This is a genomic window from Nocardia sp. NPDC055002 (assembly GCF_053608825.1).
Genome location: NZ_JBSGWE010000002.1, coordinates 778,326 through 801,736 on the forward strand (window position 1 = coordinate 778,326; position 23,411 = coordinate 801,736).

The 23,411-nt window shown below is 68.6% G+C and carries 24 protein-coding genes; 7 read left to right on the forward strand and 17 right to left on the reverse strand.

All coding sequences use genetic code 11. From position 1 onward, the window contains the following. Window positions 1-11: 11 nt before the first annotated feature. Complete coding sequence (locus tag ACWF99_RS10825; protein WP_452535699.1) at window positions 12-935, reverse strand: hypothetical protein; 924 nt, start codon at window positions 933-935, stop codon at window positions 12-14. A gap of 237 nt (window positions 936-1,172) precedes the next feature. Beyond that, the gene (locus ACWF99_RS10830) at window positions 1,173-2,192 is read right to left on the reverse strand and encodes an ABC-2 transporter permease (protein WP_378654604.1); all 1,020 of its coding nucleotides are present in this window, start codon (window positions 2,190-2,192) and stop codon (window positions 1,173-1,175) included. Window positions 2,193-2,250: 58 nt separating this feature from the next. On the opposite strand from ACWF99_RS10830, the gene ACWF99_RS10835 reads away from it, so the two are divergent. Further along, window positions 2,251-2,682, forward strand: a complete 432-nt coding sequence (locus ACWF99_RS10835; protein ID WP_378627684.1) for a MarR family winged helix-turn-helix transcriptional regulator — start codon at window positions 2,251-2,253, stop codon at window positions 2,680-2,682. Window positions 2,683-2,801: 119 nt separating this feature from the next. Then, entirely contained in the window at window positions 2,802-4,073 is a 1,272-nt protein-coding gene (locus ACWF99_RS10840) for a glycosyltransferase 87 family protein (protein WP_378627686.1), read from the forward strand. Between the two features lie 21 nt (window positions 4,074-4,094). On the opposite strand, the gene ACWF99_RS10845 is transcribed toward ACWF99_RS10840, so the two are convergent. The 6 genes from ACWF99_RS10845 to ACWF99_RS10870 form a co-directional block, all read right to left on the reverse strand. Next, window positions 4,095-4,640: an SRPBCC family protein gene (locus ACWF99_RS10845; protein WP_452535700.1), complete on the reverse strand. Its 546-nt coding sequence runs from the start codon at window positions 4,638-4,640 to the stop codon at window positions 4,095-4,097. A 210-nt stretch (window positions 4,641-4,850) separates the two neighbouring features. Further along, window positions 4,851-5,885 carry a 4-hydroxy-2-oxovalerate aldolase gene (dmpG, locus tag ACWF99_RS10850; protein WP_378627691.1) on the reverse strand — a complete coding sequence of 345 codons (1,035 nt, stop codon included), beginning with the start codon at window positions 5,883-5,885 and terminating at the stop codon, window positions 4,851-4,853. A gap of 15 nt (window positions 5,886-5,900) precedes the next feature. Next, entirely contained in the window at window positions 5,901-6,809 is a 909-nt protein-coding gene (locus tag ACWF99_RS10855) for an acetaldehyde dehydrogenase (acetylating) (protein ID WP_452535701.1), read from the reverse strand. Between the two features lie 52 nt (window positions 6,810-6,861). Further along, a complete protein-coding gene (locus ACWF99_RS10860) occupies window positions 6,862-7,647 on the reverse strand; it encodes a 2-keto-4-pentenoate hydratase (protein WP_378627695.1) in 786 nt (261 codons plus the stop codon). Further along, the gene (locus ACWF99_RS10865; RefSeq protein WP_452535702.1) at window positions 7,641-9,143 is read right to left on the reverse strand and encodes an MDR family MFS transporter; all 1,503 of its coding nucleotides are present in this window, start codon (window positions 9,141-9,143) and stop codon (window positions 7,641-7,643) included. The genes ACWF99_RS10860 and ACWF99_RS10865 overlap by 7 nt, the downstream gene beginning before the upstream one ends. A 14-nt stretch (window positions 9,144-9,157) precedes the next feature. Beyond that, on the reverse strand, window positions 9,158-10,213 hold the full coding sequence (locus tag ACWF99_RS10870; RefSeq protein ID WP_452535703.1) for a 2Fe-2S iron-sulfur cluster-binding protein: 1,056 nt from the start codon (window positions 10,211-10,213) through the stop codon (window positions 9,158-9,160). A 193-nt stretch (window positions 10,214-10,406) separates the two neighbouring features. Here ACWF99_RS10870 and ACWF99_RS10875 point away from each other — a divergent pair, with 193 nt between their 5' ends. Both ACWF99_RS10875 and ACWF99_RS10880 read left to right on the forward strand, forming a co-directional pair. After that, window positions 10,407-11,204, forward strand: coding sequence for a mycofactocin-coupled SDR family oxidoreductase (locus ACWF99_RS10875; protein ID WP_452535704.1), 798 nt, complete (start codon window positions 10,407-10,409; stop codon window positions 11,202-11,204). A 1-nt stretch (window position 11,205) separates the two neighbouring features. Then, window positions 11,206-12,033, forward strand: coding sequence for a mycofactocin-coupled SDR family oxidoreductase (locus ACWF99_RS10880; RefSeq protein ID WP_452535705.1), 828 nt, complete (start codon window positions 11,206-11,208; stop codon window positions 12,031-12,033). A gap of 4 nt (window positions 12,034-12,037) precedes the next feature. Here ACWF99_RS10880 and ACWF99_RS10885 read toward each other — a convergent pair whose 3' ends face one another. From ACWF99_RS10885 to ACWF99_RS10915, 7 genes are all read right to left on the reverse strand, one after another. Next, window positions 12,038-13,066, reverse strand: coding sequence for a hypothetical protein (locus ACWF99_RS10885; protein ID WP_452535706.1), 1,029 nt, complete (start codon window positions 13,064-13,066; stop codon window positions 12,038-12,040). 84 nt (window positions 13,067-13,150) lie between these two features. Beyond that, window positions 13,151-14,020 carry an alpha/beta fold hydrolase gene (locus ACWF99_RS10890; RefSeq protein ID WP_378627704.1) on the reverse strand — a complete coding sequence of 290 codons (870 nt, stop codon included), beginning with the start codon at window positions 14,018-14,020 and terminating at the stop codon, window positions 13,151-13,153. After that, window positions 14,017-14,808: an SDR family NAD(P)-dependent oxidoreductase gene (locus ACWF99_RS10895; protein WP_378627705.1), complete on the reverse strand. Its 792-nt coding sequence runs from the start codon at window positions 14,806-14,808 to the stop codon at window positions 14,017-14,019. Before ACWF99_RS10895 ends, ACWF99_RS10890 begins: the two co-directional genes overlap by 4 nt. Before the next feature lie 24 nt (window positions 14,809-14,832). After that, a complete protein-coding gene (locus tag ACWF99_RS10900) occupies window positions 14,833-15,090 on the reverse strand; it encodes a hypothetical protein (protein WP_378627708.1) in 258 nt (85 codons plus the stop codon). 10 nt (window positions 15,091-15,100) lie between these two features. Further along, on the reverse strand, window positions 15,101-16,762 hold the full coding sequence (locus ACWF99_RS10905) for an FAD-binding protein (protein WP_378627709.1): 1,662 nt from the start codon (window positions 16,760-16,762) through the stop codon (window positions 15,101-15,103). Between the two features lie 11 nt (window positions 16,763-16,773). Further along, the gene (locus ACWF99_RS10910; protein ID WP_378627711.1) at window positions 16,774-17,145 is read right to left on the reverse strand and encodes a nuclear transport factor 2 family protein; all 372 of its coding nucleotides are present in this window, start codon (window positions 17,143-17,145) and stop codon (window positions 16,774-16,776) included. Window positions 17,146-17,251: 106 nt separating this feature from the next. Next, window positions 17,252-18,787 carry an FAD-binding protein gene (locus tag ACWF99_RS10915; protein WP_452535707.1) on the reverse strand — a complete coding sequence of 512 codons (1,536 nt, stop codon included), beginning with the start codon at window positions 18,785-18,787 and terminating at the stop codon, window positions 17,252-17,254. Window positions 18,788-18,983: 196 nt separating this feature from the next. Here ACWF99_RS10915 and ACWF99_RS10920 point away from each other — a divergent pair, with 196 nt between their 5' ends. Continuing rightward, on the forward strand, window positions 18,984-20,615 hold the full coding sequence (locus ACWF99_RS10920) for a flavin-containing monooxygenase (RefSeq protein ID WP_452535708.1): 1,632 nt from the start codon (window positions 18,984-18,986) through the stop codon (window positions 20,613-20,615). Between the two features lie 45 nt (window positions 20,616-20,660). Here ACWF99_RS10920 and ACWF99_RS10925 read toward each other — a convergent pair whose 3' ends face one another. Then, on the reverse strand, window positions 20,661-21,167 hold the full coding sequence (locus ACWF99_RS10925; protein ID WP_378654568.1) for a flavin reductase family protein: 507 nt from the start codon (window positions 21,165-21,167) through the stop codon (window positions 20,661-20,663). Between the two features lie 129 nt (window positions 21,168-21,296). Here ACWF99_RS10925 and ACWF99_RS10930 point away from each other — a divergent pair, with 129 nt between their 5' ends. Continuing rightward, window positions 21,297-21,995, forward strand: a complete 699-nt coding sequence (locus ACWF99_RS10930; RefSeq protein WP_378627720.1) for a PadR family transcriptional regulator — start codon at window positions 21,297-21,299, stop codon at window positions 21,993-21,995. A gap of 59 nt (window positions 21,996-22,054) precedes the next feature. After that, a complete protein-coding gene (locus ACWF99_RS10935) occupies window positions 22,055-22,342 on the forward strand; it encodes a putative quinol monooxygenase (protein ID WP_378627723.1) in 288 nt (95 codons plus the stop codon). A gap of 63 nt (window positions 22,343-22,405) precedes the next feature. On the opposite strand, the gene ACWF99_RS10940 is transcribed toward ACWF99_RS10935, so the two are convergent. Next, the gene (locus ACWF99_RS10940) at window positions 22,406-23,380 is read right to left on the reverse strand and encodes an alpha/beta hydrolase (RefSeq protein WP_452535709.1); all 975 of its coding nucleotides are present in this window, start codon (window positions 23,378-23,380) and stop codon (window positions 22,406-22,408) included. Window positions 23,381-23,411 lie beyond the last annotated feature (31 nt).

A 23,411-nucleotide genomic window follows, 5' to 3' on the forward strand; every position in this document is an offset into this window, starting at 1 on the left:
TTTTTCTCGTCCTAAGGCTGGTCGGACAGGGCGGAGAGGGAGGCCGCGGCGCGTGGGTCGTCGTGGGCGGCGGCCTTCCACCATTGTTCGGCGGCGGCGCGTTCGCCTTGCTGGAGGAGCAGGGTGCCCAGGTCGTAGGCGGCGCCGCTGTGGCCGGCCTGTGCGGCTTGGGTCCAGAGGGCGCGGGCCGAGTCGTGTTCGCCGCGTTCGTGCATGGCGGTTCCCAGTTCGTGGAGGGCGCCGCCGACGCCCTGGCTGGTTCGTGGGGGCTGCGGCGGGTCGGCCGGTGCGATCGAGATTTTCGGTAGGGGAGCCGATGGTGTCGGTTCGGTGGAAGCGGCTGGGGGACTCGGTTCGACGGGGGGAGTCGAAGGGGCCGGGCTGAGCGGTGTCGTCGCCGGGTCGGCCGTATCGAGGGGTGGTTCGGGGCGTGCCGGTTCGGCCGGGCCGGTGCTGAGTTCGACGACCAGTTCGTTGAAATCGGGTGTGCCGGGACCGGTGCTGCACCACAGGGTCGAGGCCCCGTCGGGGAGCAGGTCGACGACCATGCCGTAGTTGCCGGTCCAGGATTGGTGTGTGCCCGATTCGGCCACCCAGACGGGTGTGAGGGTGAACAGCGCGTCGGGTGCGTCCGCGGTCACCGAGATGTCGATGCCGTCGGCGAGGGCTTCGTACCAGATGTCGACGCCCGCCAGCGATTTCCCGTTCAGATTCACGTGCCCGTCGTGGACGGAGAGGCCGAGGCCGAGACCCGACACGTCCTCGGGTGCCATCACCGACAGCGCGCGCAGATGTACCGCCGTCGTTCCGGCGGGCAGCGCCTCGGTGTACATGGGATAGACCGCCGCACCGCACCATTCGATCGGATCGGCGCCGTCGTAGCGCTGATCGAGGGGGAGCGGGTCGCCAGGGCGTTGCGCGTCGGGATCGTTCATCGGTGGCACCCGCCCTTTCCGCTGTTACACCCCCTCGCGGCGCCAGACTGTCCGCGGTTGCGCGCTACACCGTACTCGTGTCTACGTGGAGTCGTGGTCGATTCACGACAAGACTGCCACTGAAAACGACAGTGCCCCGGCGACCCCGGTCGATGAGGTCCGCAACAGTGTGTCCGGATGTCGGGCAACGGGATTCGCCGGGGCCTGACCTGACTGATCAGGCGTGGTAGCGACGGCTCAGACGGCGACCGATTCGCCGATCTCTTCCTCGACCGCGGCAGGTGCGACCGGCTGGGGAGCGTGGCGTGCCTCGTACCGACCGGCCACCACGACCAGCGCCACACCCACGACCAGCCAGGCGAACAACCCGAACAGGCGGGAGCCGAACCCGGCGCCACCGTCGAAGTAGAGCAGACTGCGCAGGCCTTCGACGAAGTCGGCGCCGTTCCAGAACGAGTGCAGCGCACCGAAGAACCCGTTCTGGAGTTCGGGCCCGTAGACGCCGCCGGAGGTGGTGAAGTTCAGCATCACGAACAGGGTGATCAGGGCGAGGGTGGTCCAGCGCTTCAAGAACGTGTGCAGGCCGATGCCGATCAGGATGATGCCCGAGGCGTAGACCCAGGCGATGGCGAACACGCTCGCGAGATCGGTGTCGATCACGCCGAACACCGGACCCGCCACCACAACGCCGATGAGGCTGACGATCAGCGCGGTCACCACACCGATCGCGGCGCGCACCCGCATCCGCAGCAGCGCGCCCGCCGCGCCGATCACCGCGACACTGCCGTACGCGCCCACGCTCAACGCGACCAGCAGGAAGAAGATGCCCTGCCCGGTCGGGTCACCGCCCGCCTTGGTCGTCACATCGGTGACCACCAGCGGCACGCCCTGATGATCCGACACCGACCGGAACGCCACCTCCGCAGCCATCGCGCCGGTATCGGAGCTCGCGGTGGCGACCAGCAGCTCCGGCCTGGTGCCGTCGGGCACATAGGCGCCGACGAGCTCGCGATTGCGCAGCGCGTCGATGGCCGCGTCGCGATCGGGCACGGTGACCATGTCGAGCCCGGCGCCGCCCTTGTCTTTCATCGTCTGTGCCAGCACCATCGTCTGCGGGGAGTCGCCGACCACGGCGAGCGCGAGATTGTTCGGCTCGGGCTGATGGAACGCGCCGAGGTAGGCCAAAGCCATGCCGAGACACATCAGCAGCGGCGTCAGCAGATGTCCGGCGACGTGCCGGAACTGGGTGCGAGTCATCGGGACAGATCTCCAAACAGTTGGTAAATGCAACTATGTATGGTTGTAGGATACAACCATGAACGCGCGGAGCACAAGAACCCAGGCTGTCGACACCATCCAGCGGGAACTCACCGCCTTCGCCCGCCGTGCCCGCGGCCGCGCCGCCGAACTACATCCCGAGCTGAGCCTGGTCGCCTACAGCATTCTCGACCTGATCCTCGAACGCGACGGTTGCCTGGCCACCGACCTGGCCGAGCAGTTCCTGCTCGACAAGTCGACCGTCAGCAGGCAGGTCGGCGCACTCGAGAAGCTCGGCTACCTCGAACGCGCGGTCGATCCCGGCAATCGGCGCAATCACGTCCTGCGCGCCACCCCCGAGGGCCGAGCCGTCGCCGGCGAGGCAGAACGCCGGCGCCGGGAGGCCTTCCAGGCGCGTTTCGCCGACTGGACAGACGAGGATGTCGCGGCCATGGCCGGTTACCTGACCCGCTACAACCGCGGTGACTGACCAGCCCTGCATTCAGCGCGTTCGGTTCGTGGGCGGGCATCCGCCTGGCTATTGCGCACGTCACCGCCGCCGATGGGCGGTGCCCCAGTAGCGCGGGCGAGTCGGTATAGTCGCCGCGGATGAGTAGTGACACCACCCACCCCGAGCAAGAGCGTTCCCCACGCCCGATCAATCGAGCATGGTGGCTGGTGCCGGTGTTGCTCACCATTGTGTCGGTGGTCTGTGTCAGGACGCCGATCTGGCCCTTCGAACGCTATTCCGACGGGTTCATCGATCTCCAGGTCTACCGCCTCGGCATCGAGGCGATGCGCGACGGCGCCGATATGTACGGTCAGCTGCCCAAGACCACGATCGGCATCGGTCTGCCCTTCATCTACCCGCCGTTCGCGGCCATCGCGCTCGCGCCGTTCGCGCTGCTGCCGTGGGGCACGGCGAAGATCCTCTACGTCGTGGTGTCGATCGCCGCGGTCGCCTGGACGCTGTATCTGGTCGCCCGCCGCTACCACCCGGACCGCAAGCAGGTCGCCCTGCTCGTCACCGCCTGCGCGGTTCCGCTGGCGATGCTGCTGGAACCGGTTCGCTCGACCATCGACTTCGGTCAGGTCAATCTGTTGCTGATGGTGCTGGTCGCCACCGACTGCCTGCTGCCGAAGACCCGCTACCCGCGCGGCATGCTGATCGGCCTGGCCGCCGCCATCAAACTCACGCCCGCCGCCTTCGTTCTCTACTTCCTGGTCCGCAAGGACTACAAGGCCGCCGCGACCGCCGCGGGCACCGGTGCGATCGCCACCATCGCGTCCTTCGCGTTCCTGCCCACCGAATCCACCCGCTACTGGTTCGGCGGCCTCGGCAACGTCTCGGGCCTGAGCGGCTCGGCCTTCCACACCAATCAGTCGATCCAGGCGGTCATGGCCCGCCTGCACATCACCGGCCTGCCGTTCGACGCGCTGTGGCTCGTGCTGGGCGCCCTGCTGCTGGTCCTGGTCGTCGCCGCGATGCGCAAGGCCGCCGACGCCCCCGCGATCGCGCTGTCGCTCAACGCGGTCTTCACGCTGCTGCTGTCGCCGATCTCGTGGTCGCACCACTGGGTCTGGATCGCGCCCGCGTTGCTGGCGATGGTCTGCCACGCCCGCACCCTGCCGCTCAGCAGCGCTCGCGGCTGGTACGCCACGACCGTCGTCGTCGCCGCGGTCTTCGTGATCGCGCCGCACAGTTTCCTGCCCGACGGCGAACACCGTGAGACCTCATGGACGTGGGATCAGCACATCATCGGCGACACGTATGTGTGGCTGGCGGTCGGGCTGGTTGTCTTGTTCCTCGTCACCGGACGTCGGCCGGCGCAGCCGGTGCAGGAGCCCGCGGCGGTCGAGGAACACGCGCGCGTCGCTTGAAATGCCGGTGAACCCGGCGCCTCATCCCGGGTGGTGCACGACGGCGACCGGGGGCCGGACAGTGATTCCGTCGGCGTCGGCGATGTCGGCCAGGTTCCGGAGGTTCGCGTCGAGCCCGCGTTGGAGGGCGTCGCGAAGCACGACCGCGTCGGCGTCTCGTAGCACCTGGCCGTGCAGGCCGGTGCGAAGAGTGGCGCGTGAGTGATCGAGTTCGACCGCGAAGGTGACCGCGATGCCGGTTACCCCGCCGCACGTCATCGTCCAACTGCGGGTCGGGCTGTATTCGGTGACGACCAGCCGCACGTCGTGGCGCATGTCGAACATCTGGACCTGTGCGGCGAGTTCGAGATCGGCACCGACTCGATCCGGTCCCGGGCCGCTCCAGGCGTGGAGTTCGGACATCCACGCGGCGATACTGTCCGGTTCCGACAGCAGGTCCCACAGCGCATCCGGGGAGACGGGCAGGGAGATCGCACCGCTGACGTGCACCTGGTCCACGCCGTCGCCGGGCGCGCCGTCAGGCGTGATCAGCTGACCGGTCTGCTTGCGATGACTCCGCTGGGCCATGATCCCCCACTTCATCGGGACCCGGCGTGCGGTGGTCGCACGTCGACCGGTCCCGAACGGCGTGCGACAGACGATAGCCGACCCACTCGAAATGTCCATTCGGACAGTGGATTTCGCCGACGAGACCATATCCGCACCGTGTTCTTCGTGGAAAGTCACCATCGCCCCACGTGCGATCCACGCGGGGCGATGGTGACCGACTCGGGTGCTTCAGACCGTGACGGCGGCTTCGCGCTGGAGTTCCAGGGCGATGTCGATGAGTTGGTCTTCCTGGCCGCCGACGAGTTTGCGTTTGCCCGCGCGGACGAGCATTTCGGCGGCGGAGACGCCGTAGCGTTCGGCTTGGCGTTCGGCGTGCTTGAGGAAGCTGGAGTAGACGCCCGCGTAGCCCATCATCAGTGACTGCCGGTCGAGCAGGCATTCTTGGGGCATGGCGGGGCGGACGACGTCTTCGGCGGCATCGGCGATGGCGAAGAAGTCGACACCGGTTGTGATGCCGAGTTTGTCGGAGACGCCGACGAAGGCTTCGACGGGGGTGTTGCCCGCGCCGGCGCCGAAGCGGCGCGTGGAGCCGTCGATCTGGGTGGCTCCGGCGCGCACCGCGTAGACGGAGTTGGCCACGGCGAGGCCGAGGTTTTCGTGGCCGTGGAACCCGACCTGGGCGTCGGTGCCGAGTTCGGCGACGACGGCGGCGACGCGGTCGGAGACTTGTTCGAGGACCAGCGCGCCGGCGGAGTCGACGATGTAGACGCACTGGCAGCCGGCGTCGGCCATGATCCGAGCCTGTTCGGCGAGGGCTTCGGGGGGTTGGGTGTGCGACATCATGAGGAAGCCGACGGTTTCCAGGCCGAGGTCGCGGGCGTAGCCGAAGTGCTGGATGGAGACGTCGGCTTCGGTGCAGTGGGTGGCGATGCGGCAGATCGAGGCGCCGTTGTCCTGGGAGATCTTGATGTCTTCTTTGACGCCGACGCCGGGCAGCATCAGGAACGCGATCTTGGCGTTCTTGGCTGTTTCGGCGGCGATGGTGATGAGTTGTTGTTCGGGGGTTTTGGAGAATCCGTAGTTGAACGAGGAGCCACCCAGACCGTCGCCGTGGGTGACTTCGATGACGGGGACGCCGGCGCCGTCGAGGGCGGCGACGATGTCGCGGACTTCGGTGGCGGTGAATTGGTGGCGTTTGTGGTGGGAGCCGTCACGCAGGGAGGTGTCGGTGATCCGGATGTCGAGTTCTGCTGAATAGACCATGGTTTCACAAGCTCCTTACACCCGGGCCGAGAGGATCTGACCGGCGATGACCTCGCCGACCTCGGTCGCGGCGGCGGTCATGATGTCGAGGTTGCCCGCGTACGGGGGCAGGAAATCGCCGGCGCCTTCGACCTCGACGAATACCGAAACCTTCGCCAGTCCACCGGAAACGACCGACGGTTCGTCGAACTGGGGTTCGTTGAGCAGGCGGTAGCCGGGCACGTATTGCTGGATATCGGCGACCATCTGGTGGATGGAGGCGGTGATCGCGTCGTGGTCGGCGTCGTCGGGGATGGCGCAGAAGATGGTGTCGCGCATGATCATCGGCGGTTCGGCGGGGTTCAAGATGATGATCGCCTTGCCGCGCTGGGCGCCGCCGATCGTTTCGACGCCACGGCTGGTGGTCTTGGTGAACTCGTCGATGTTGGCGCGGGTGCCGGGTCCGGCGGAGACCGACGACACGGAGGCGACGATCTCGGCGTAGGGCACCGGCACGACGCGAGAGACGGCCGCGACGATCGGGATCGTCGCCTGGCCACCGCAGGTGATCATGTTGACGTTCGGTGCTTCCAGCAGCGAGGCCAGGTTCACCGGTGGCACCACGGCCGGACCCACCGCGGCGGGGGTGAGGTCGACGGCGCGAATGCCGAGTTCGGCGTAGCGGGGCGCGGCGGCGCGGTGGACGTAGGCCGAGGTCGCCTCGAAGACCATGTCCGGCTTCTCGTCCTGGGCCAGCAACCAGTCCACGCCCTCGGCGGAGGTTTCCAGGCCGAGCCCGCGAGCGCGTTTGAGCCCCTCGCTGTCGGGGTCGATGCCGATCACCCAGCGGGGCTCGATGGACTCCGAGCGCAGCAGTTTGTAGAGCAGGTCGGTGCTGATGTTGCCGGATCCTACGATCGCGGCGGTGACGGAACCGTGGGACACGGTTGGCCTCCTCGAGGAATGGCGGCCCGGACAGGCCGCGGGTGGGATCGGCTCAGGTGAACGACAAGCGGACGGAGCCGAGTCCGGTGAAGTCGGCGCGGAAATCGTCGCCGGGTCGGGCGTCGATGGCGCGGGTACAGGAACCGGGCAGCACGATGTCGCCCGCTTTCAGCCGGACCCCGAAGGTCGCGACCTTGCGGGCCAGCCAGGCGACCGCGATCGCCGGATCCCCGAGGACCGCGTCGCTGCGGCCTTCGGCGACGATCTCACCGTTGCGGGTGAGCACGGCGTCGATGGCGGTGATATCGATATCGCCCGGGGCTACGCGTTCCTTGCCGAGGACGAACCCGGCCGACGAAGCATTGTCGGAGATGGTGTCGGCGAGCCCGATCTTCCAGTCGGTGATCCGCGAGTCGATCAGCTCGATCGACGGCGCGTAGGCGACGGTCGCGGCCAGCACGTCTGCTTCGGTGCAGTCCTCGCCGGGCAGATCGGCGCCGAGAACGAACCCGACCTCGACCTCCACCCGGGGCAGCAGGAACTTGGTGCTGTCGACGGGGACGTCCTCGAAGACCTCCATGTCGGCGAGCAGGTGACCGTAATCGGGCTCGTCGACGCCCATCATCTGCTGCATCGCCTTCGACGACAGCCCCACCTTGTGCCCGACGACCTTCCCGCCGTCGTCCAGCCTGCGCCGGATATTGAGCAGCTGGACCTCGTACGCGTCCACCACATCGATGCCCGGATACCGGTCGACGACGGGGGACACGGCCACCCGATCCAGCTCCGCCCGCGCCAGTTCGGCGGCGAGCTCGGTGCGCATGCCGGTTGTCAGCATCCTGGCTCCCTCTTCTCGTCTGGTGATGCCACCCCATGCTCGTGGTCCAGACGGCTCACCGGGCCGGGCTCTCCCGCTGGATGGACAGGAAATTCCCCGGCCCGGCGCGGGATCGCCGCGCACGCGGCCACCAGCACAACGGTCATGACCGCGATGGACACGAACACGAGATGTATTGCGGCGGAAAGTGATTGCGGGGTCGGCGCACCGTCGCCGGCCAGGCGCGCGTTGACGATCGCACCGAAGACCGCGACTCCCACCGCGCTGCCCAGCGATCGCGCGAACATGGTGGCGGAGGTGACGACCCCGCGTTCGGCCCAGCGCGCGCTCGTCTGCGCCGCGATGAGCGTGGGTGTGGCCACCAAGCCCATGCCCGCGCCCACCACGAAACACGACGCGGCGACCTGCCACAGCGCCGAATCGTCGTCGAGCAGCAGGGTCGTCACCACGCCGAGCGCCGCGACGGTACTGCCGAGGACCGCGCACGTGCGAAACCCGAAGCGCAGATACACCTTTCCGGCTCTGGCCGCGGCCAACGGCCAGCCGAGGGTGAGCGCTCCGGTGACGAGGCCCGCGACCAAGGCGCTCGACCCGAGCACGCCCTGATTGAACATCGGCACATACGTCGTGAACCCGAACAGCAGCGCCCCGCCCAGCATTGCCGCGACACTGCCGGCGATCACCACCCGCCGGGTGAACACCCACAGCGGCAGAATCGGTTGCGTGGCACGCGCTTCGACGACGACGAACAGCGTGAGCGACAGTCCGGCACACCCGAAGACCGCGATACCGACCGGCGATCCCCACGTCCACGCGTGACCGCCCTCGAGCAGTCCGAGCACCAGTGACCCCGCACCGAGCGTCAACAGCACCGCCCCGGCGTAGTCGATGCTGCGCCGGCGCCGCGGTACGGACTCGTGGAAGTTGCGGATCAGCATCCAGGCGGCGAGCGCGGCCAGCGGCAGGTTGACGAGGAAGATCCACCGCCACCCGAGATAGTCGGCGCAGATGCCACCGAGCAGCGGGCCCGTCACCGATGCCACCGCCCACACCCCGGCCAGATAGCCCTGGACCGTGGCACGTTCGGCCAACGTGTACAGATCACCCGCGATGACCATGGTGGTGGGTTGGATGGCGCCGGCGCCGATGCCCTGGACGGCGCGGAACACGATCAGGGCGAGCATGCTGCTCGCCAGCCCGCACAGCAGCGAGCCCAGCGCGAACACCACGATGCCGAACAGCATCACCGGCTTGCGCCCGAAGGTGTCGGCGAGCGCGCCGTAGATCGGCACGGTGACGGCCTGGGCGAGCAGATAGCTCGTGAACAGCCACGGGAACAGCGTGAAGTCGCCGAGACTGTCGGTGATCGACAGCACCGCGGTCGCCAGGATCGTCGAATCGAGCGCGACGAGTCCGGTGGCGAGCATCAGCGACGCGAGCACCGGCCCACGGTCCGAGCCGAAGCCGACATCGGGCCGCGCGGTATCGGTTGCCACAGAACACCTCTCGCTCAGAAGCGGATACGGACCCGATCGGTGCGCGGGCGGGCCTGGCAGGCCAGGGTGTACCCGGCGTCGATGTCGTCCTGATCGAGGATCGCCGAGTCGGCCATGGTGACCTCGCCGTCGACGACGGTGCACGCGCACGATCCGCACTCGCCCTCGCGGCACGAGTAGGGGACATCGAGCCCGTCGGCGAGCATGACGTCGACGAGGGTGCGCGAGCGCGGCCAGCTCAGCGCGTGCACCGTCCCGTCGAGCTCCACCTCCACGCGCGCGGCATCCGCGTCGTCGACGGGGTCGAGCGGCTCGGGTTCGGCGAACGGATCACCGGACAGCGAGACGAACACCTCGGTGGTGACGCGTTCGCGCGGCCACCCGGCGCCCGAGAGCGCCTCGGTCACCGCCGACATGAACGGGCCGGGCCCGCACACGAACGCCGCGAAGGACGAATACGGCGCGGCGAAGTCGGCCAGCTGGGCCGCGGTCGGCAAGCCCTGCAGCGATTCGAGCCAGTGCGCCACAGTGATCCGGCCCGGGTACCGCGCGACGAGATCGCGCAGGGCGTCGGCGAAGATCACCGATTCCTGCTCGCGATTGGCGTAGAACAACACCACCTTGCCCGTGCCGCGGGCCAGGACCGAACGCAGGATCGACATCACCGGTGTGATGCCGCTGCCCGCTGCCCACAACAGCAGATCGGTGTCGAGCGAGGCCGGGGTGAAGGCGCCCTGCGGCGGCAGCACATCGAGGGTGTCGCCGACAGCGATGTTGTCGCACAACCAGTTCGAGCCGTAGCCCCCGGGTGTGCGCTTGACCGTGACCTGCGGCGGATCGCCCGTGAACGGCGAACTCGCCAGTGAATAGCAGCGCGCCACCGGTTCGGGCCGCTCACTCGGGATCCGCAGCGTGAGGAACTGGCCCGGACGGAAGGCGAAGCGGTCGGCGACCGCTTCGGGCACCTCGAACACCAGCGTCCGCGCGTCCGCGGTCTCCTCGATCACCGCGGATACGCGCAGCGTCACCGCCCGCGACCTCCGCGGAACGTCGACAGTCGCCCTCGTCACTGGTGTTCTCCTCGATCTCGGAACCGGTCTTGCCGAGCAACCGTCGCAGGTGCGCCTACGTGGCGGAGCCCGTGGCTCCCGGTGGCCGGGAGATCGCGGCGCACTGCCCGCTGACCGGGAAGACCAGGGCGGATGCGGTGGGCGGCGACCCTAGCGTCGGGCTCGTGGACACCAGATTCTCCGGGGGCACCCGATGAACCGCATGCAGCACACCGTCGCGCTGGTGACCGGCGCGGCCGGGGGAATGGGCCGCGCCCATTGCCGTCGGCTGGCCGAGGAAGGCGCCGACATCATCGCCCTCGACATCGAGGCCGCCGCGCCCGAGCTGGCCGAGACCGCACGCGAAGTCGAGGCAACGGGTCGCCAGTGCGTCACCGGCGTCGCCGACGTACGCGATCAGGCAGCCCTTGACGTGGCGGTCGCCGACGGCGTCGCAGCACTGGGCCGCCTCGACGTGATCGTGGCCAACGCCGGCATCTACACCGACCTCGGCCTGTCCTGGGAACTGTCGGATATGGCCTGGCAGCGCACCATCGACATCAACCTCACCGGCATGTGGCACACCGTGCGCGCGGCCGTTCCCGCCCTGTCCGACGGCGGCTCGGTCGTGATCGTGAGCTCCACCAACGGCATCGTCGGCGCGGCCGCCGCCGCGCACTACTCGGCGAGCAAGCACGCCGTGGTGGGCCTCGCCCGCACCTTGGCCAACGAGCTCGGCCCGCGCGGGATCCGGGTGAACACGGTGCATCCCGGCTCGGTCGCCACGCCGATGATCCTCAACGACGCGGTGTACGCGAAACTGCGCCCCGACCTGACGAATCCGACGCAGCAGGACGCGGCGGAGGCGCTGGCCCGGCGCACGATTCTGCCCGTTCCGTGGGTGGACCCGGTCGACATCAGCAATGCCGTGCTCTTCCTCGCATCCGACGAGTCCCGTTACGTGACGGGAATCCAGCTCGTGGTGGATGCCGGACTTACTCAGAAGGTGTGACATGGGACGGGTTTCGGGCAAGATCGCGCTGATCACCGGCGCGGCGCGCGGTATCGGCCGCGCACAGGCGATCCGGCTGGCCGAGGAAGGCGCCGACATCGTCGCCGTCGACATCTGCGGGCCGGTCGAGACCGTGGTGTCGCCGGGAGCGACCCACGACGACCTCGCCGAGACCGTGCGCTCGGTCGAGGCGACCGGCGCGCGGGTCGTCGCCGCGGCCGTCGACGTCCGCGACGGCGCGGCGCTGCGGGCCGCGGTCGATGCCGCCGTCGAGCAGCTGGGCGGCCTCGACATCGTGTGCGCCACCGCCGGAATCAGTTCCAGCGGCGGCGCACTGGAACTGACCGAACAGCAGTGGCAGACGATGATCGACGTCAATCTGACCGGGGTGTGGCAGACGTGCAAGGCCGCCACCCCGCACCTGATCGCGCGCGGCGGCGGCGCGATGATCCTGACCAGCTCGATCGCCGGACTACGCGGCTTGGTGGGCGTGGCGCACTACACCGCCGCCAAACACGGGGTGGTGGGGTTGATGCGCTCGCTCGCGAAAGAGCTGGCCCCGCACCATGTCCGGGTGAACTCGGTGCATCCGACCAATGTCGACACCCCGATGATCCAGAACGACATGGTGCGCAAGGTGTTCCGGCCCGACCGGGAGAACCCCACCCGCGAGGAATTCGCCGAAGCGGCCGTGACGATGAACATGCTGCCCATCCCGTGGGTCGACCCGGTCGACATCGCCAATGCCGCCCTGTTCCTCGCCTCGGACGAGGGCCGCTACATCACCGCGGTGACGTTGCCCATCGACGCGGGCAGCACCCAGCGCTAGTGCGCTAGCAACGTTCGTACTGACGCGCGAAGTGCTCCCACTCCGGTGCGACCTCGCGCTCGGATACGGGGCAGCCGCCGACAAGGACAGCGACCCTGGGGCCGTCGCGCGTCACGATCGTGTAGTCGGCGACAGCACCAGGCCGGGCCAGGTAACGAAGGTGCCGGTCGGCGAGTTGCGTCGCTTGCGCGGTGCTCAATTTCTCTCCGACGGGCGGGAATACCGTGATGTCCAGGGTGCGGCCCGCTGCGTCGGGCGGGTCGAGCACCGACACCTCGGCGAGGAACGGAGTGGGTTGATCGGTCAGGAACCACTCCCACAATTCGAGTTCGCCGTCGGAGGGGAAACGGGGGCGGCGGTCCGAGTGGGTGAGACTGGGTTCCAGTCTCGAGTACTGCTCGGACATGCCCTCCCCGTGCACGGGCGACACCGTCCAGTCGTTGGATGCCAGTTCCGGGAAGTCCTGGATGATTCGGCGCATCGCCGCGGTGGCACGCTGGGGTTCGGCCTCGGAGCCCGCTCGGACACTGATGGATTCGGCGTGTCCGTCCGGGTCACCGGTGGTCTTGACGCCGTGGCTGGCCCAGTGTATCTCCGCACCGGTATCGGCCGATGACACTCGGGTCCAGGTGTTTGCCGCGTTCGCTTCCGCGTCCACGTCTTGCCCGAACCTCCAGCTCCCGGAATAGGAGTCCGTCATCCGGCGGATCTTGACCGAGGTCGAGTCGCCTTGATAGTGCGACGGCAGCTGCTGAGCGCCCATGACACGCACGACCGACGCGGTCTCGGCGGGTGTGACGCCGTCCTCGAGCCGCACCTCGAGCCGGGATGTGTAGTAGGAGTTGGGGCCGTACGGGTGGTACTGGAACGCATGTGACGCGTCGGCCACTCCGGGAAGGGCCTCGATGGCCGTCTCGATCACCCGCGACCAGCGGTTACGCTCGGCCTGATCGGGCCCTTGCGGAAAGAGCGAACATCCGGTGAGCAGGACTGCCGCCATCATCGACACGATGGTCGGCACGGTGAAGCGCATAGCAGTTCATCCTGCCAGCATGGGGTCAGCCGCGAAAACTGCAATGCGCGGGCTGCCTCATGGCGGCCCGCGCATCGCGCTGGTTCAGTGTGCGGTGTCCTTGCGGGTGAGGAAAGCCAGTACGGCCGACTCGAATTCGTCCTTGCGTTCGATCATCGCCCAGTGCCCACAGTGGGGGAACACGTGCAGTTCGGCGCGCGGGATGGTGCGCATCGGGATGAGTGCCATATCGAGGGGGCTCACCCGGTCGTCGCGGCCCCAGGTGATCAGCGTGGGTGCAGCCACCTTGTGCAGCATGGCCCACGGTGGCGGTGCGTCGGAGGCCTCCATGGCCCGCACCATCATCGCGAACGCGGCCTTGCTGTACATCCGGCGAGCGCTGTCCAGCGTCGCGGGATCGGTGGCCTGCGTCCAGCGCTCCTCGATCAGTTCCTCGGTGACCATCGCCGGGTCGTAGACCATCGAATGCAGCCACTGGATCAACCGCTCGCGGGTGGGTTCCTCGGTGAACTCCTGCAGCAGCTTGATGCCCTCACCGGGGCCGGGGCTGAACAGGTTGCGGCCGATGCCGCCGATCGTCACCAGCTTGCCGACCCGCTCCGGATGGGCGATGGCGTAGTTGAGCGCTACGCCGCCACCCATCGAGTTGCCGATGATGTCGACGCTGTCCAGGCCGAGCGCGTCGACGAAACGGACCACCGCGTCGAGCGCGGTGACCATCGGGTGCCCGCCGAAATCGTCGCTCACCCCGAAACCGGGGAATTCCAGGACGAGGCAACGGAATCGTTGTGCGAAGACCGCGAGATTGCCGCGGAAGTTGCGCCACCCGGTCACGCCGGGCCCTGATCCGTGCAGCAGTAGCAGGGGCGGTCCCTCGCCGGCCTCGTGGTAGCGCAACACACCCGCGTCGGTGGTGATCTCGCGCAGCGTGCCCTCGTAGCTCAGGTCGGTCATGCGTGGGTACCGCCGTCGATGCGGATCTCGGTGCCGGTGATGAAGGCGCCGTCCTCGGAGACGAGCATCGCGATCACACCCGCCACCGCGGTGGGGTCACCCATGCCCGCGCCGCCGGATTCACGGTCGGTCGGCAGGACGGGCGACAGCTTGCCGAACAGGGCCCAGTCGGCGTCGGCGGGCACGTATCCCGGTGTGGCGTCGGTGATTCCGGACTTGATGCTGCCGGGCGCGACACAGACCGCGCGCAGGCCCTTGCCGCCGTACTCGAGGGCGATGGCGTGGGTGAAGGACTGGATGCCGCCCTTGCTCGCCGCGTAGGCCGCCATGTACGGGTGCGCGAAGGCCGCCGACGTCGAGCTGAAGTTCACCACGGTGGCGCGTGGGTTGGCCAGCAGCGCGGGCAGCGCCTCGCGCACCACCAGGAACGTGCCGGTGAGGTTCACCCGGATGATGAGGTCCCACAGGTCGAGGGAGGTCTGCTCGGTGTGCGAGGCCCGCAAGATACCCGCCGCGTTCACCAGCGAGTCCAGGCCGCCGAGGGTGTCGATCGAGGACCGGACGCCCGCGATCACCGACTGTTCGTCGCCGATGTCGAGGGTGAGGGTGGTGAGCCGGTCGGCGGTGCCGCGTTCGGCGGCTTGCGCGCTGGTCGCGGCGAGGCCGTCGGCCGACACGTCGGCGGCGACCACCGTGGCGCCCTCGTCGAGCAGCCGGAGCGCGGTGGCCGCGCCGATGCCCGAGGCGGCGCCGGTGACCAGCGTCCGGTGGTTGTCGAGTCTGTTCATGGGGTTCTCTCCTGGTCTTGGGTGTCAGCCGAGTCGGCCGGGAACCGGTTCGTGGCGGAGCTGATCGGTCGCCAGCGCGCCGACGCGGACGGCGTCCTCGATGGAGTCGCGCAGGGCGGGGCAGGTGGGGATCCAGCTGCTGTGCTCACCGAGGGCCGCGCGCCGAGCGAACTCGGGGCACGCGGACTCGGCGTCGTCGAGCCACTGGATACTGGTGTGGCTCGGACTGAACTTCTCTGCCAGCACCTTGTTTCCGCAGGAAGCGCATTCGACGGGTTGCATGGCCGCCCCCTCATCGCTCGCCGGCGGCATGGCGAGCGCCGATGTAGCCGAACACCATGGCCGGGCCGATCGTCGCGCCCGCACCGGCGTAGTCGTTGCCCATCACCGCGGCGGAGGTGTTGCCCACGGCGTAGAGGCCGGGGATGGGGGACCCGTCGGCGCGCAGCACCTGGGCGTCGGCGTTGTAGACCAGGCCGCCCTTGGTACCGAGGTCGCCGATCCGCACCCGCAGCGCGTAGAACGGGCCCTTGTCCAGCACATCGAGTGCGGGCGTGGCCAGCGTCGGATCACCGTAGTAGTTGTCGTAGGCGCTGACACCGCGGCCGAAGTCCGCGTCGTGTCCGTCGCGGGCGAAACCGTTGAAACGTCCGACGGTGTCGCGCAACGCATCGGCGGGAACGCCGATCGCGGCGGCGAGTCCCTCGATATCGGGCGCGGACTGGATCAGGCCTGCCCCCGACCACGAGGCCGGGAATTTCTGGCCGGGCACGATGCCGCCGATCGGGTAGCGGCTCTTGGCTTTCGCGTCGAAGACCAGCCAGGCCGGATCGTGGCCGCCCTTCAGCTGGGCGTGCACGAACGTCACATACGGCGATGCCTCGTTGGTGAACCGCTTGCCCGTGCTGTCGACGATGATCGAGCGCGGGATCGAGCGCTCCGACACCAGCACCTGGTTGATGCCGTCCGGTCGCTGGAACGACGGCATCCACCACGCGTCGTCCATGAGATCGACTGCCGCGCCGACCTTTTCGCCCGCGATGATGCCGTCGCCGGTGTTGTCCGCCGACGCCGCGCTGAAGTTGTCGCGCCCGCCCTCGGGCAGGTGGTCCTTGCGCATGGCCTGGTTGTACTCGAACCCGCCGGTGGCCAGCAGCACACCGTCACGCGCCCTGATCCGGATCTCGCGGCCCTCGCGCTCGGCGAGCACGCCGAGCACCGCGCCCGTGTCGTCGGTGATCAGCGAGCGCAACGGAGTGTCGAGCCACAGCGGCACTCCCGCATCGCGCACGGCCAGGCGCAGCCGGGCGATCAGGGCCCGGCCGAGCGTGTCCATGTGTCTGCGCAACACGATCGCCTTGATCGCCCGCAGGCCGGTCAGCAGCGCGGTCCAGCGTGCCTTCCAGGTGCGCGTCACCATATTGAGCTGGACGAAGTCCTTGGAGGTGATGAACAGCCCCGGCGGTGTCGCGAGCGCGGCCGGACGCAGCAGGTCCTCATCGGCGCCGAGCTGTTTGAGATCGACCGGCAGCGGCTCGATGGAGCGGCCCGCGGGCCGTCCGCCCGGTGCTTCGGGGTGATAGTCGGAATAGCCGGCGCACCACTGGAAACGCAGGTGCGGGCTGGTCTCGAGGAAGGCCAGCATGCGCGGGCCCTCGTCGATGAACGCGTCGAGGTTGGCCGACGGCACCCGATCGCCGACCACGGCGTCGAGGTAGGCGCGCACGTCGGCGCGGGAGTCGCCGAGGCCCTCGCGCAGCAGCGCCGGGTTGTTGGGCACCCAGATGCCGCCGCCCGAGAGCGCGGTGCTGCCGCCGTAGACGGCGGCCTTCTCGATGACCAGGGTGTCCAGGCCGCGGTCGGCGGCGGCCAGCGCGGCGGTGAGCCCGCCCGCGCCGCTGCCGACGACGAGGAAGCCGACCTCGTGATCCCAGTGTTGTTCGGTCGCAGTCATCTTCGCCTCGCTCAGCCGACGACCATGTCGTCCTGGGACCAGAACGCGCGCATGCTCACGATGCGGGCGTCCTCGTCGAAGGTCATGACATCGATCGGATCGAGGGTGAAGGTCTGCTCACCGAACTTGGTGACCACCCGGAAGCTGAACGCGGCGCTGTGACCGGCGACGCGGACGGAGAACAGTTCGGTCGAACGCTCCAGCGGCTCGATGTTCTCGTAGAACTTCGTGATCGCCGCGTGCCCGACATGCGGTTCGGTGCCGACCGGGTCCTCGACCGTCGCGTCCTCGCGGTAGAGGGCGACGACGTCGGCGGCAGTACCGCTGCCGACGGCCTCCACATATTTGCGCACCGTTGCGCGAATGTCGTCCGCTGAAGCCATCGTGTCGCTCCTGAAATGTCGAAAGGGATGTGTCTGTGAACCGAACCACATCCGGTGGCTCGGATGCCCCGGTCTCTCCCGTCCAGCGGGAAAGACCGGGGGTGGATCATTCGCCGAGGATGTGGCGGACGGCGAGGTGGCTGAACAGCATGGACGCGCCGATCGGATTACCGCCGCCGGGGTAGACCTCGCCGCTCACGGCAGCCATGGTGTTGCCCGCGGCGTAGAGGCCGGGGATCGGCTCGCCGTCGCGGCCGAGGACCCGTGCCGCGCTGTCGGTGCGCAGCCCGCCCTTGGTGCCCAGATCGGAGATGCCGAACGCCGCCGCGTGGTACGGCCCCTTGTCGATGGTCACCAGCGGCGGTTCGCCGTTGGAGAAGGCCCGATCATAGGCCTCGTCGCCGCGCCCGAAATCGGGGTCGACACCGGTGGCGACGCTCGCGTTGAACCGCTCCACGGTGGCCTCCAGGTTCGCCGCGGGCACGCCGATCTTCGCGGCCAGCTCGGCGAGGGTGTCGGCGGTGTGCCACAGACCGGCCTCGACGTACTTCTCGGTCTCGACCATGGAGACATTGGTGGCCTTGATCGGCGGCACCTCGCCCTCCTTGTCGTCGTAGATCATCCAGAACGGCAGGGTGAGCCCGCGGTCGTTCATCTGGCGGATCACCTCGCGGCCGAGCCGGTCGTAGGGGGCCGATTCGTTGACGAACCGCTTGCCGTCCTGATCGACGAAGATGCCGCCGGTGAACCACAGGGCGAACGCGGAGCGGCCGTCCGGATGGGTCAGTCCGGGCGACCACCACGCCTGATCCATCAGATCGGTGTCGGCGCCCGCCGCGATGCCCGCCTGATGCGCCCTGCCCTGATTTCCCCAGGGCCCCATGGTGTCTCGCGCCTCGCCGGGCACACCGTAGTGCTTGCGCAGCTCGGCGTTCTGCTCGAAACCGCCTGCCGCCAGGATCACGCCGCGTCGCGCGCGGATCGCGACGCGGGCGCCGTCGCGTTCGACGATCGCGCCGGTCACCACACCGTCCTCGACCACCAGTTCCACCAGCGGCGAATCCAGGTGCAGCTGTGCGTGCGGGTAGCTCGAGATCGCGCGCAGCATCCGCCCGATCAGCGCCTGACCGCCGATCAGCAGGTCCTGCGGGGGAGCGCCGAGCCGGTCGGTGTCCAGCGTTCCGCGCAACGATTCGCGCAGCGAGCCCATCTCCGCGGCAGGCAGCGGTGTCGGCATGATGTGGCGCTGGCCGTCGAGCCGGGCCTTGGGCGCCTTCCCGAAGTAGTCCGGCCACGGCAGCACCATGAACGCGAAATGGTCGTCGGCTTCGAGGTATTCGATGAGATCGCGACCTCGCCGCACGTAGGTCTGCTGTAGTTCGTCGGGGGTGCGGTCACCGACCACCGCGCGGTAATAGGTCACTGCGTCGTCGAGGGTGTCGTCGGTACCCGCGCGCTTCAGCACGGGGTTGCAGGGGAACCACACCCCGCCACCGCCCGAATACGCCGTCGTCCCGCCGAACTTGTCGGTCGCCTCGACCACCGCGACGCTGAGTCCCTCGCGGGCGGCGGTGTACGCGCCGGCCAGGCCACCGCCCGACCCCGCGACCAGCACATCCACCTCGTCGTTCCAGTCCACCACTGTTTCCTCCTGGTACCACCTCGAATTGCGCTCGACGGTAGGCCCGGCGCCGGTGGTCGTGGGGCGGCTCTCCCGATCACCGGGAGAGCATCGATGCGCGAATGTGCCGGTCAGCGGGAAGGGGACCTGCTCGAACGCGGTGCGCGTCCTTAGCGTCGCCCGCAGAGAAACCGGTCTCCATCGAAAGGTAGGCACTGTGAACCCCGAGACCCCATCGGCACCAGCGAAAGGCCCGGCCGACGTCGACGTGGTCGTCGTCGGTGCGGGCATCGCCGGCCTCTACGCGCTGCACCGCTTCCGCGGCAGCGGCCTCACCGTGCGGGTGTTCGAAGCCGGCGACGGCGTGGGCGGCGTCTGGTACTGGAACCGCTACCCGGGCGCACGCTGCGATGTCGAGAGCGTCGACTACTCGTACTCCTTCGACGACGCGCTACAGCAGGAGTGGAACTGGAGCGAGAAGTACGCCACCCAGCCCGAGATCCTGTCCTACCTCGAGCACGTCGCCGACCGCTACGACCTGCGCCGCGACATCGAGTTCGGCACGCGCGTCACCGATGTCGTGCTCGACGAGGCGACCCTGCGCTGGCAGGTCGACACCGACACCGGCCGGGCGGTCTCGGCGCGGTTCGTCGTGCTGGCCACCGGCCCGCTGTCCAACGCCAACACCCCGGCCATCGACGGACTCGACACCTTCGCCGGACAGATCCTGCACACCTCGCACTGGCCGCACGAAGGGGTCGATCTCACCGGCCGACGGGTCGGCGTGATCGGCACCGGTTCCTCCGGCATCCAGACGATCCCGTGCGTGGCCGAGCAGGCCGAGCGGTTGCACGTGTTCCAGCGCACCGCCAATTACAGTGTGCCCGCGGGTAATACGCCGCTGACCGAACAGGACCGGGCCGCGCAGAAGGCGAACTATCCCGAGCGCAGGCGGCTGTCGATGGCCAGCGGCGGCGGTTCACCGCACCAGGCGCATCCGGAATCCGCGGTCGCGGTGAGCGAGCGGGAACGGCGCGAGGCCTACGAGAAGCGCTGGGCGCTGGGCGGTGTGCTGTTCAGCAAGACCTTCCCCGACCAGCTCACCACCCTCGCCGCCAACGACACCGCCCGCGAGTTCTGGGAGGAGAAGGTGCGGGCCGTGATCGAGGACCCCCGGGTCGCCGATCTGCTCGTCCCGCACGATCACCCCATCGGCACCAAGCGGATCTGCACCGACACGAACTACTACCAGACCTTCAACCGCGCCAATGTCGAGCTGGTCGACCTCAAGGCGACACCGATCACCCGGATCGACGCCGCGGGCGTGCACACCACCGGCACGCACTACCCCCTCGACACCCTCGTACTCGCGACCGGCTTCGACGCCATGACCGGCTCGGTGTCGCGGATGAACATCGTCGGCCGGGACGGCGAGACGCTCAACCACGCATGGCGTGAAGGGCCGAAAACCTATCTGGGACTGGGGATGGCAGGGTTTCCGAACCTGTTCAACCTCACCGGCCCCGGCAGTCCGTCGGTGCTGGCCAACATGGTGCTGCACTCGGAACTGCACGTCGACTGGGTGGCCGAGGCGATCGGCTTCCTCGACGGCAGGGGAGCGGTGGCCCTGGAGGCACGCCGGGACGCGGTAGCGGAGTGGGTGCTCGAATGCGTGAACCGGGCCGCGGGAACGCTGATGACACAGGCGAATTCGTGGTATCTGGGTGCGAACATCGAAGGCAGGCCACGGGTGTTCATGCCCTTCGTCGGCGGCTTCGGCGTCTACGGCGAGATCATCGCCGAGGTCGCGGCCGCCGGGTACAAGGGTTTCGACATCATCGAGGCGTGAGCGGCGACGACGGGGTGGTCCGCACCGGACCACCCCGTCGTCGTGTCAGGCCGTGAAGCCGCCGAACCCGCCCTTGTAGAACAGCAGCGGCTCGGCGCCCTCGGTGGCCCGCAGGGCACCGATACGGGCGAGCACCACGGTGTGGTCGCCCGCGTCGTGCTCGAGCTCGACCGTCACCTCGATCTGGGCCAGCGCCCCGGCCAGCGCGGGCGCGCCGTTGCCCGCCCTGCCCCACGCGACGCCGGCGAACTTGTCGGCCCCGCTCACCGCGAACTGGCGGCACAGCGCGCTCTGCTCCTGCGCCAGGATGTTGATGCACAACGCCCCCGCCGCACGCAGCAGCGGCCAGCTGGTGGAACTCTTGGCCGGGCAGAACGACACATACGGCGGGTCCAGCGACACCGACACCACCGACTGACAGGTGAAGCCGAGCGGTCGCGTCCCGTCGTGGGCGGCGATCACCGCGACGCCCGTCGCGAAGTGCCCGAGCACTCTGCGCAGGTCCGCGGGGGCCGGGATACCTGCGTCGACGACGACGTTGTCCGCATTCATAGAGGTCCTTCCGAACGGAATTCGATACTTCTCAGAATCCGGGAAGATCGGGCGGCGCCTCAAGACGGCCTCCCGGTCAGCGGTTGCTGATGGGTGAATTCCGGGAAGACCGGTTGCTAGCATTCAGCCATGGCTACCCCCGACCCCGACTCCGGCGTGCCCAACCTGCCGCCGACCAGCTGGGCGGTGCTCGCCATGCTCTCGTACGAGGAGGAGATCTCCGGCTACGACCTGAAGAAATGGGCGGACTGGAGTCTGCGCTATGTCTACTGGACTCCGTCCTACAGCCAGATCTACGCCGAGCTGAAGAAGCTCGAACAGCACGGCTTCGCGAGTTCGCGGCTCGATCCCGACAACACCATGCGCGCCAGACGGCTGTACCAGATCACCGCGGCGGGCCGGGCCGCGGTGACCACGTGGTGGAACAAGGCGCCGGTCGATCCGTCGGTGCTCAAACACCACGTGCTGCTACGCGTGATGTTCGGCCATCTCGGGTCCCCGGATCGGCTCAAGCAGATCCTGCACGACCACATCGCCGACGTCGACAAACTCGCCCAACGCGCCGCGATCGATGCCGAAGCCGCGAAATCCGAACCGGGCTGGGCCTATTCGCAGCTCGTGCTGCAATGGGCGCAGCGCCACTACGCGACCGAACGCGACCTCGCGCAGCAGTTGATCGATGACATCGACAACGCGGCCACCGTGTTGGCAGGCGCCGAACACGACGACCGCGCCGACTACCCCCATCCGACGCCGGGCCGCTGGCGCGAGATCGAGCAGCGGGTGCGCGCGGAGGAGCTCGAGGACCACGACCCGGCAACAGACTAGGCCGTGTTCTTCCACTGTGGGTGAACGCCGGTACTGTCGCACGGAAAAGGAGAGAAATCATGATCGCAGTCATCGCCGAAGTGACCGTCAAAGCCGGTGCGGGTGCGGAGTTCGAATCCGTCGTCGCCGATCTCGTCGAGCAGATCAAGGCCAATGAGCCGGGCAATCTGACCTACCAGCTGGTGCGTTCGAAGACCGACGCCGAGCACTACCGGTTCTTCGAACTGTATTCCGACGACGCTGCTGTCGAAGCCCACGGCCGGTCGGAGCACTTCCGCGCGGCAGGCAAGCTGATGGCTCCCTTGCTGGCGGCCGCGCCGAAGATCGAGTACTTCACCGCGGTCTGAACCTGAACCGCCTACTCGGAACGCGGGCCGGAAAGATCTCGGCAGGTGCGCTACCGGTGCCGATCACCGTGGATCTCGAGGGGGATCGAGCATCTCGCGCACCATAGCCCAGATCTCGGTGCGCGCGGCGACGGTGGCGGCGAGGGACGGGATGCTGAGGAATCCGTGGAACAGCCCGGTGTAGCGGCGATAGCGGATCGCGACACCGTCGGCTGCCAGGCGCTGGGCGTAGGCGTCCCCGGCCGAACACGGTGGGTCGAGTTCGGCGGTGATCACCACCGCGGGCGGTAGACCGGCCAGCGAGTCCGCCCTGGTCGGCACGAGACGCACGTCGTCGGTGCCGTGCGGTGCGTAGTTCGCCCAGTACCACCGCATGGCGCTGGTCGTGTTGTAGTGGCCCGTGCCGAATCGCCGGTAGGACTCGGTCTCGAAATCGTCGTCGATCACCGGATAGATCAGAATCTGGGCCGCGATCCTCGGCCCGCCCGCGTCCCTGGCCGCGATGGCCACGGTGGCGGCGAGATTGCCGCCCGCGCTGTCACCGGCCACCGCGATCCTCGACGGGTCGCCGCCGTAGTCGCCGGCGTTGGCGGCGGCCCAGCGCAGTGCCGCGAACATGTCGTCATGGGCCGCGGGGCCCGCGTGCTCGGGCGCGAGCCGGTAGTCGACCGAGACCACCAGCGCACCGACACCCGCCGCCATCGAGCGGCAGAACTCGTCGTGACTGTCGAGGTCGCAGAACACGAAGCCGCCGCCGTGCGCGAACACGATCACCGGCAGCGGTTCGCCGTCGTGATGCGGCCGGAACACCCGCAGCGGTAGTGGGCCGCCGGGTCCGTCGATCGTGAGGTCACGCGCCAGTGCCATATCGGGAAGTCGTTGCAGCGGAGCGCGTCTGGCGCGGATCGCGGCACGCGCCTCGCTCGCGGCCATCGTGGCGACATCGGGGAATCCGGCGTCGAGCGTGGCGAGCACGGCCGCGACTTCCGGATCGGGAACCGCACCGGGCCCGGTGGTCGGGAACGTTCGCACAGTCACTGGTCCTCCTGAATTTCGGCGACGGAATCGG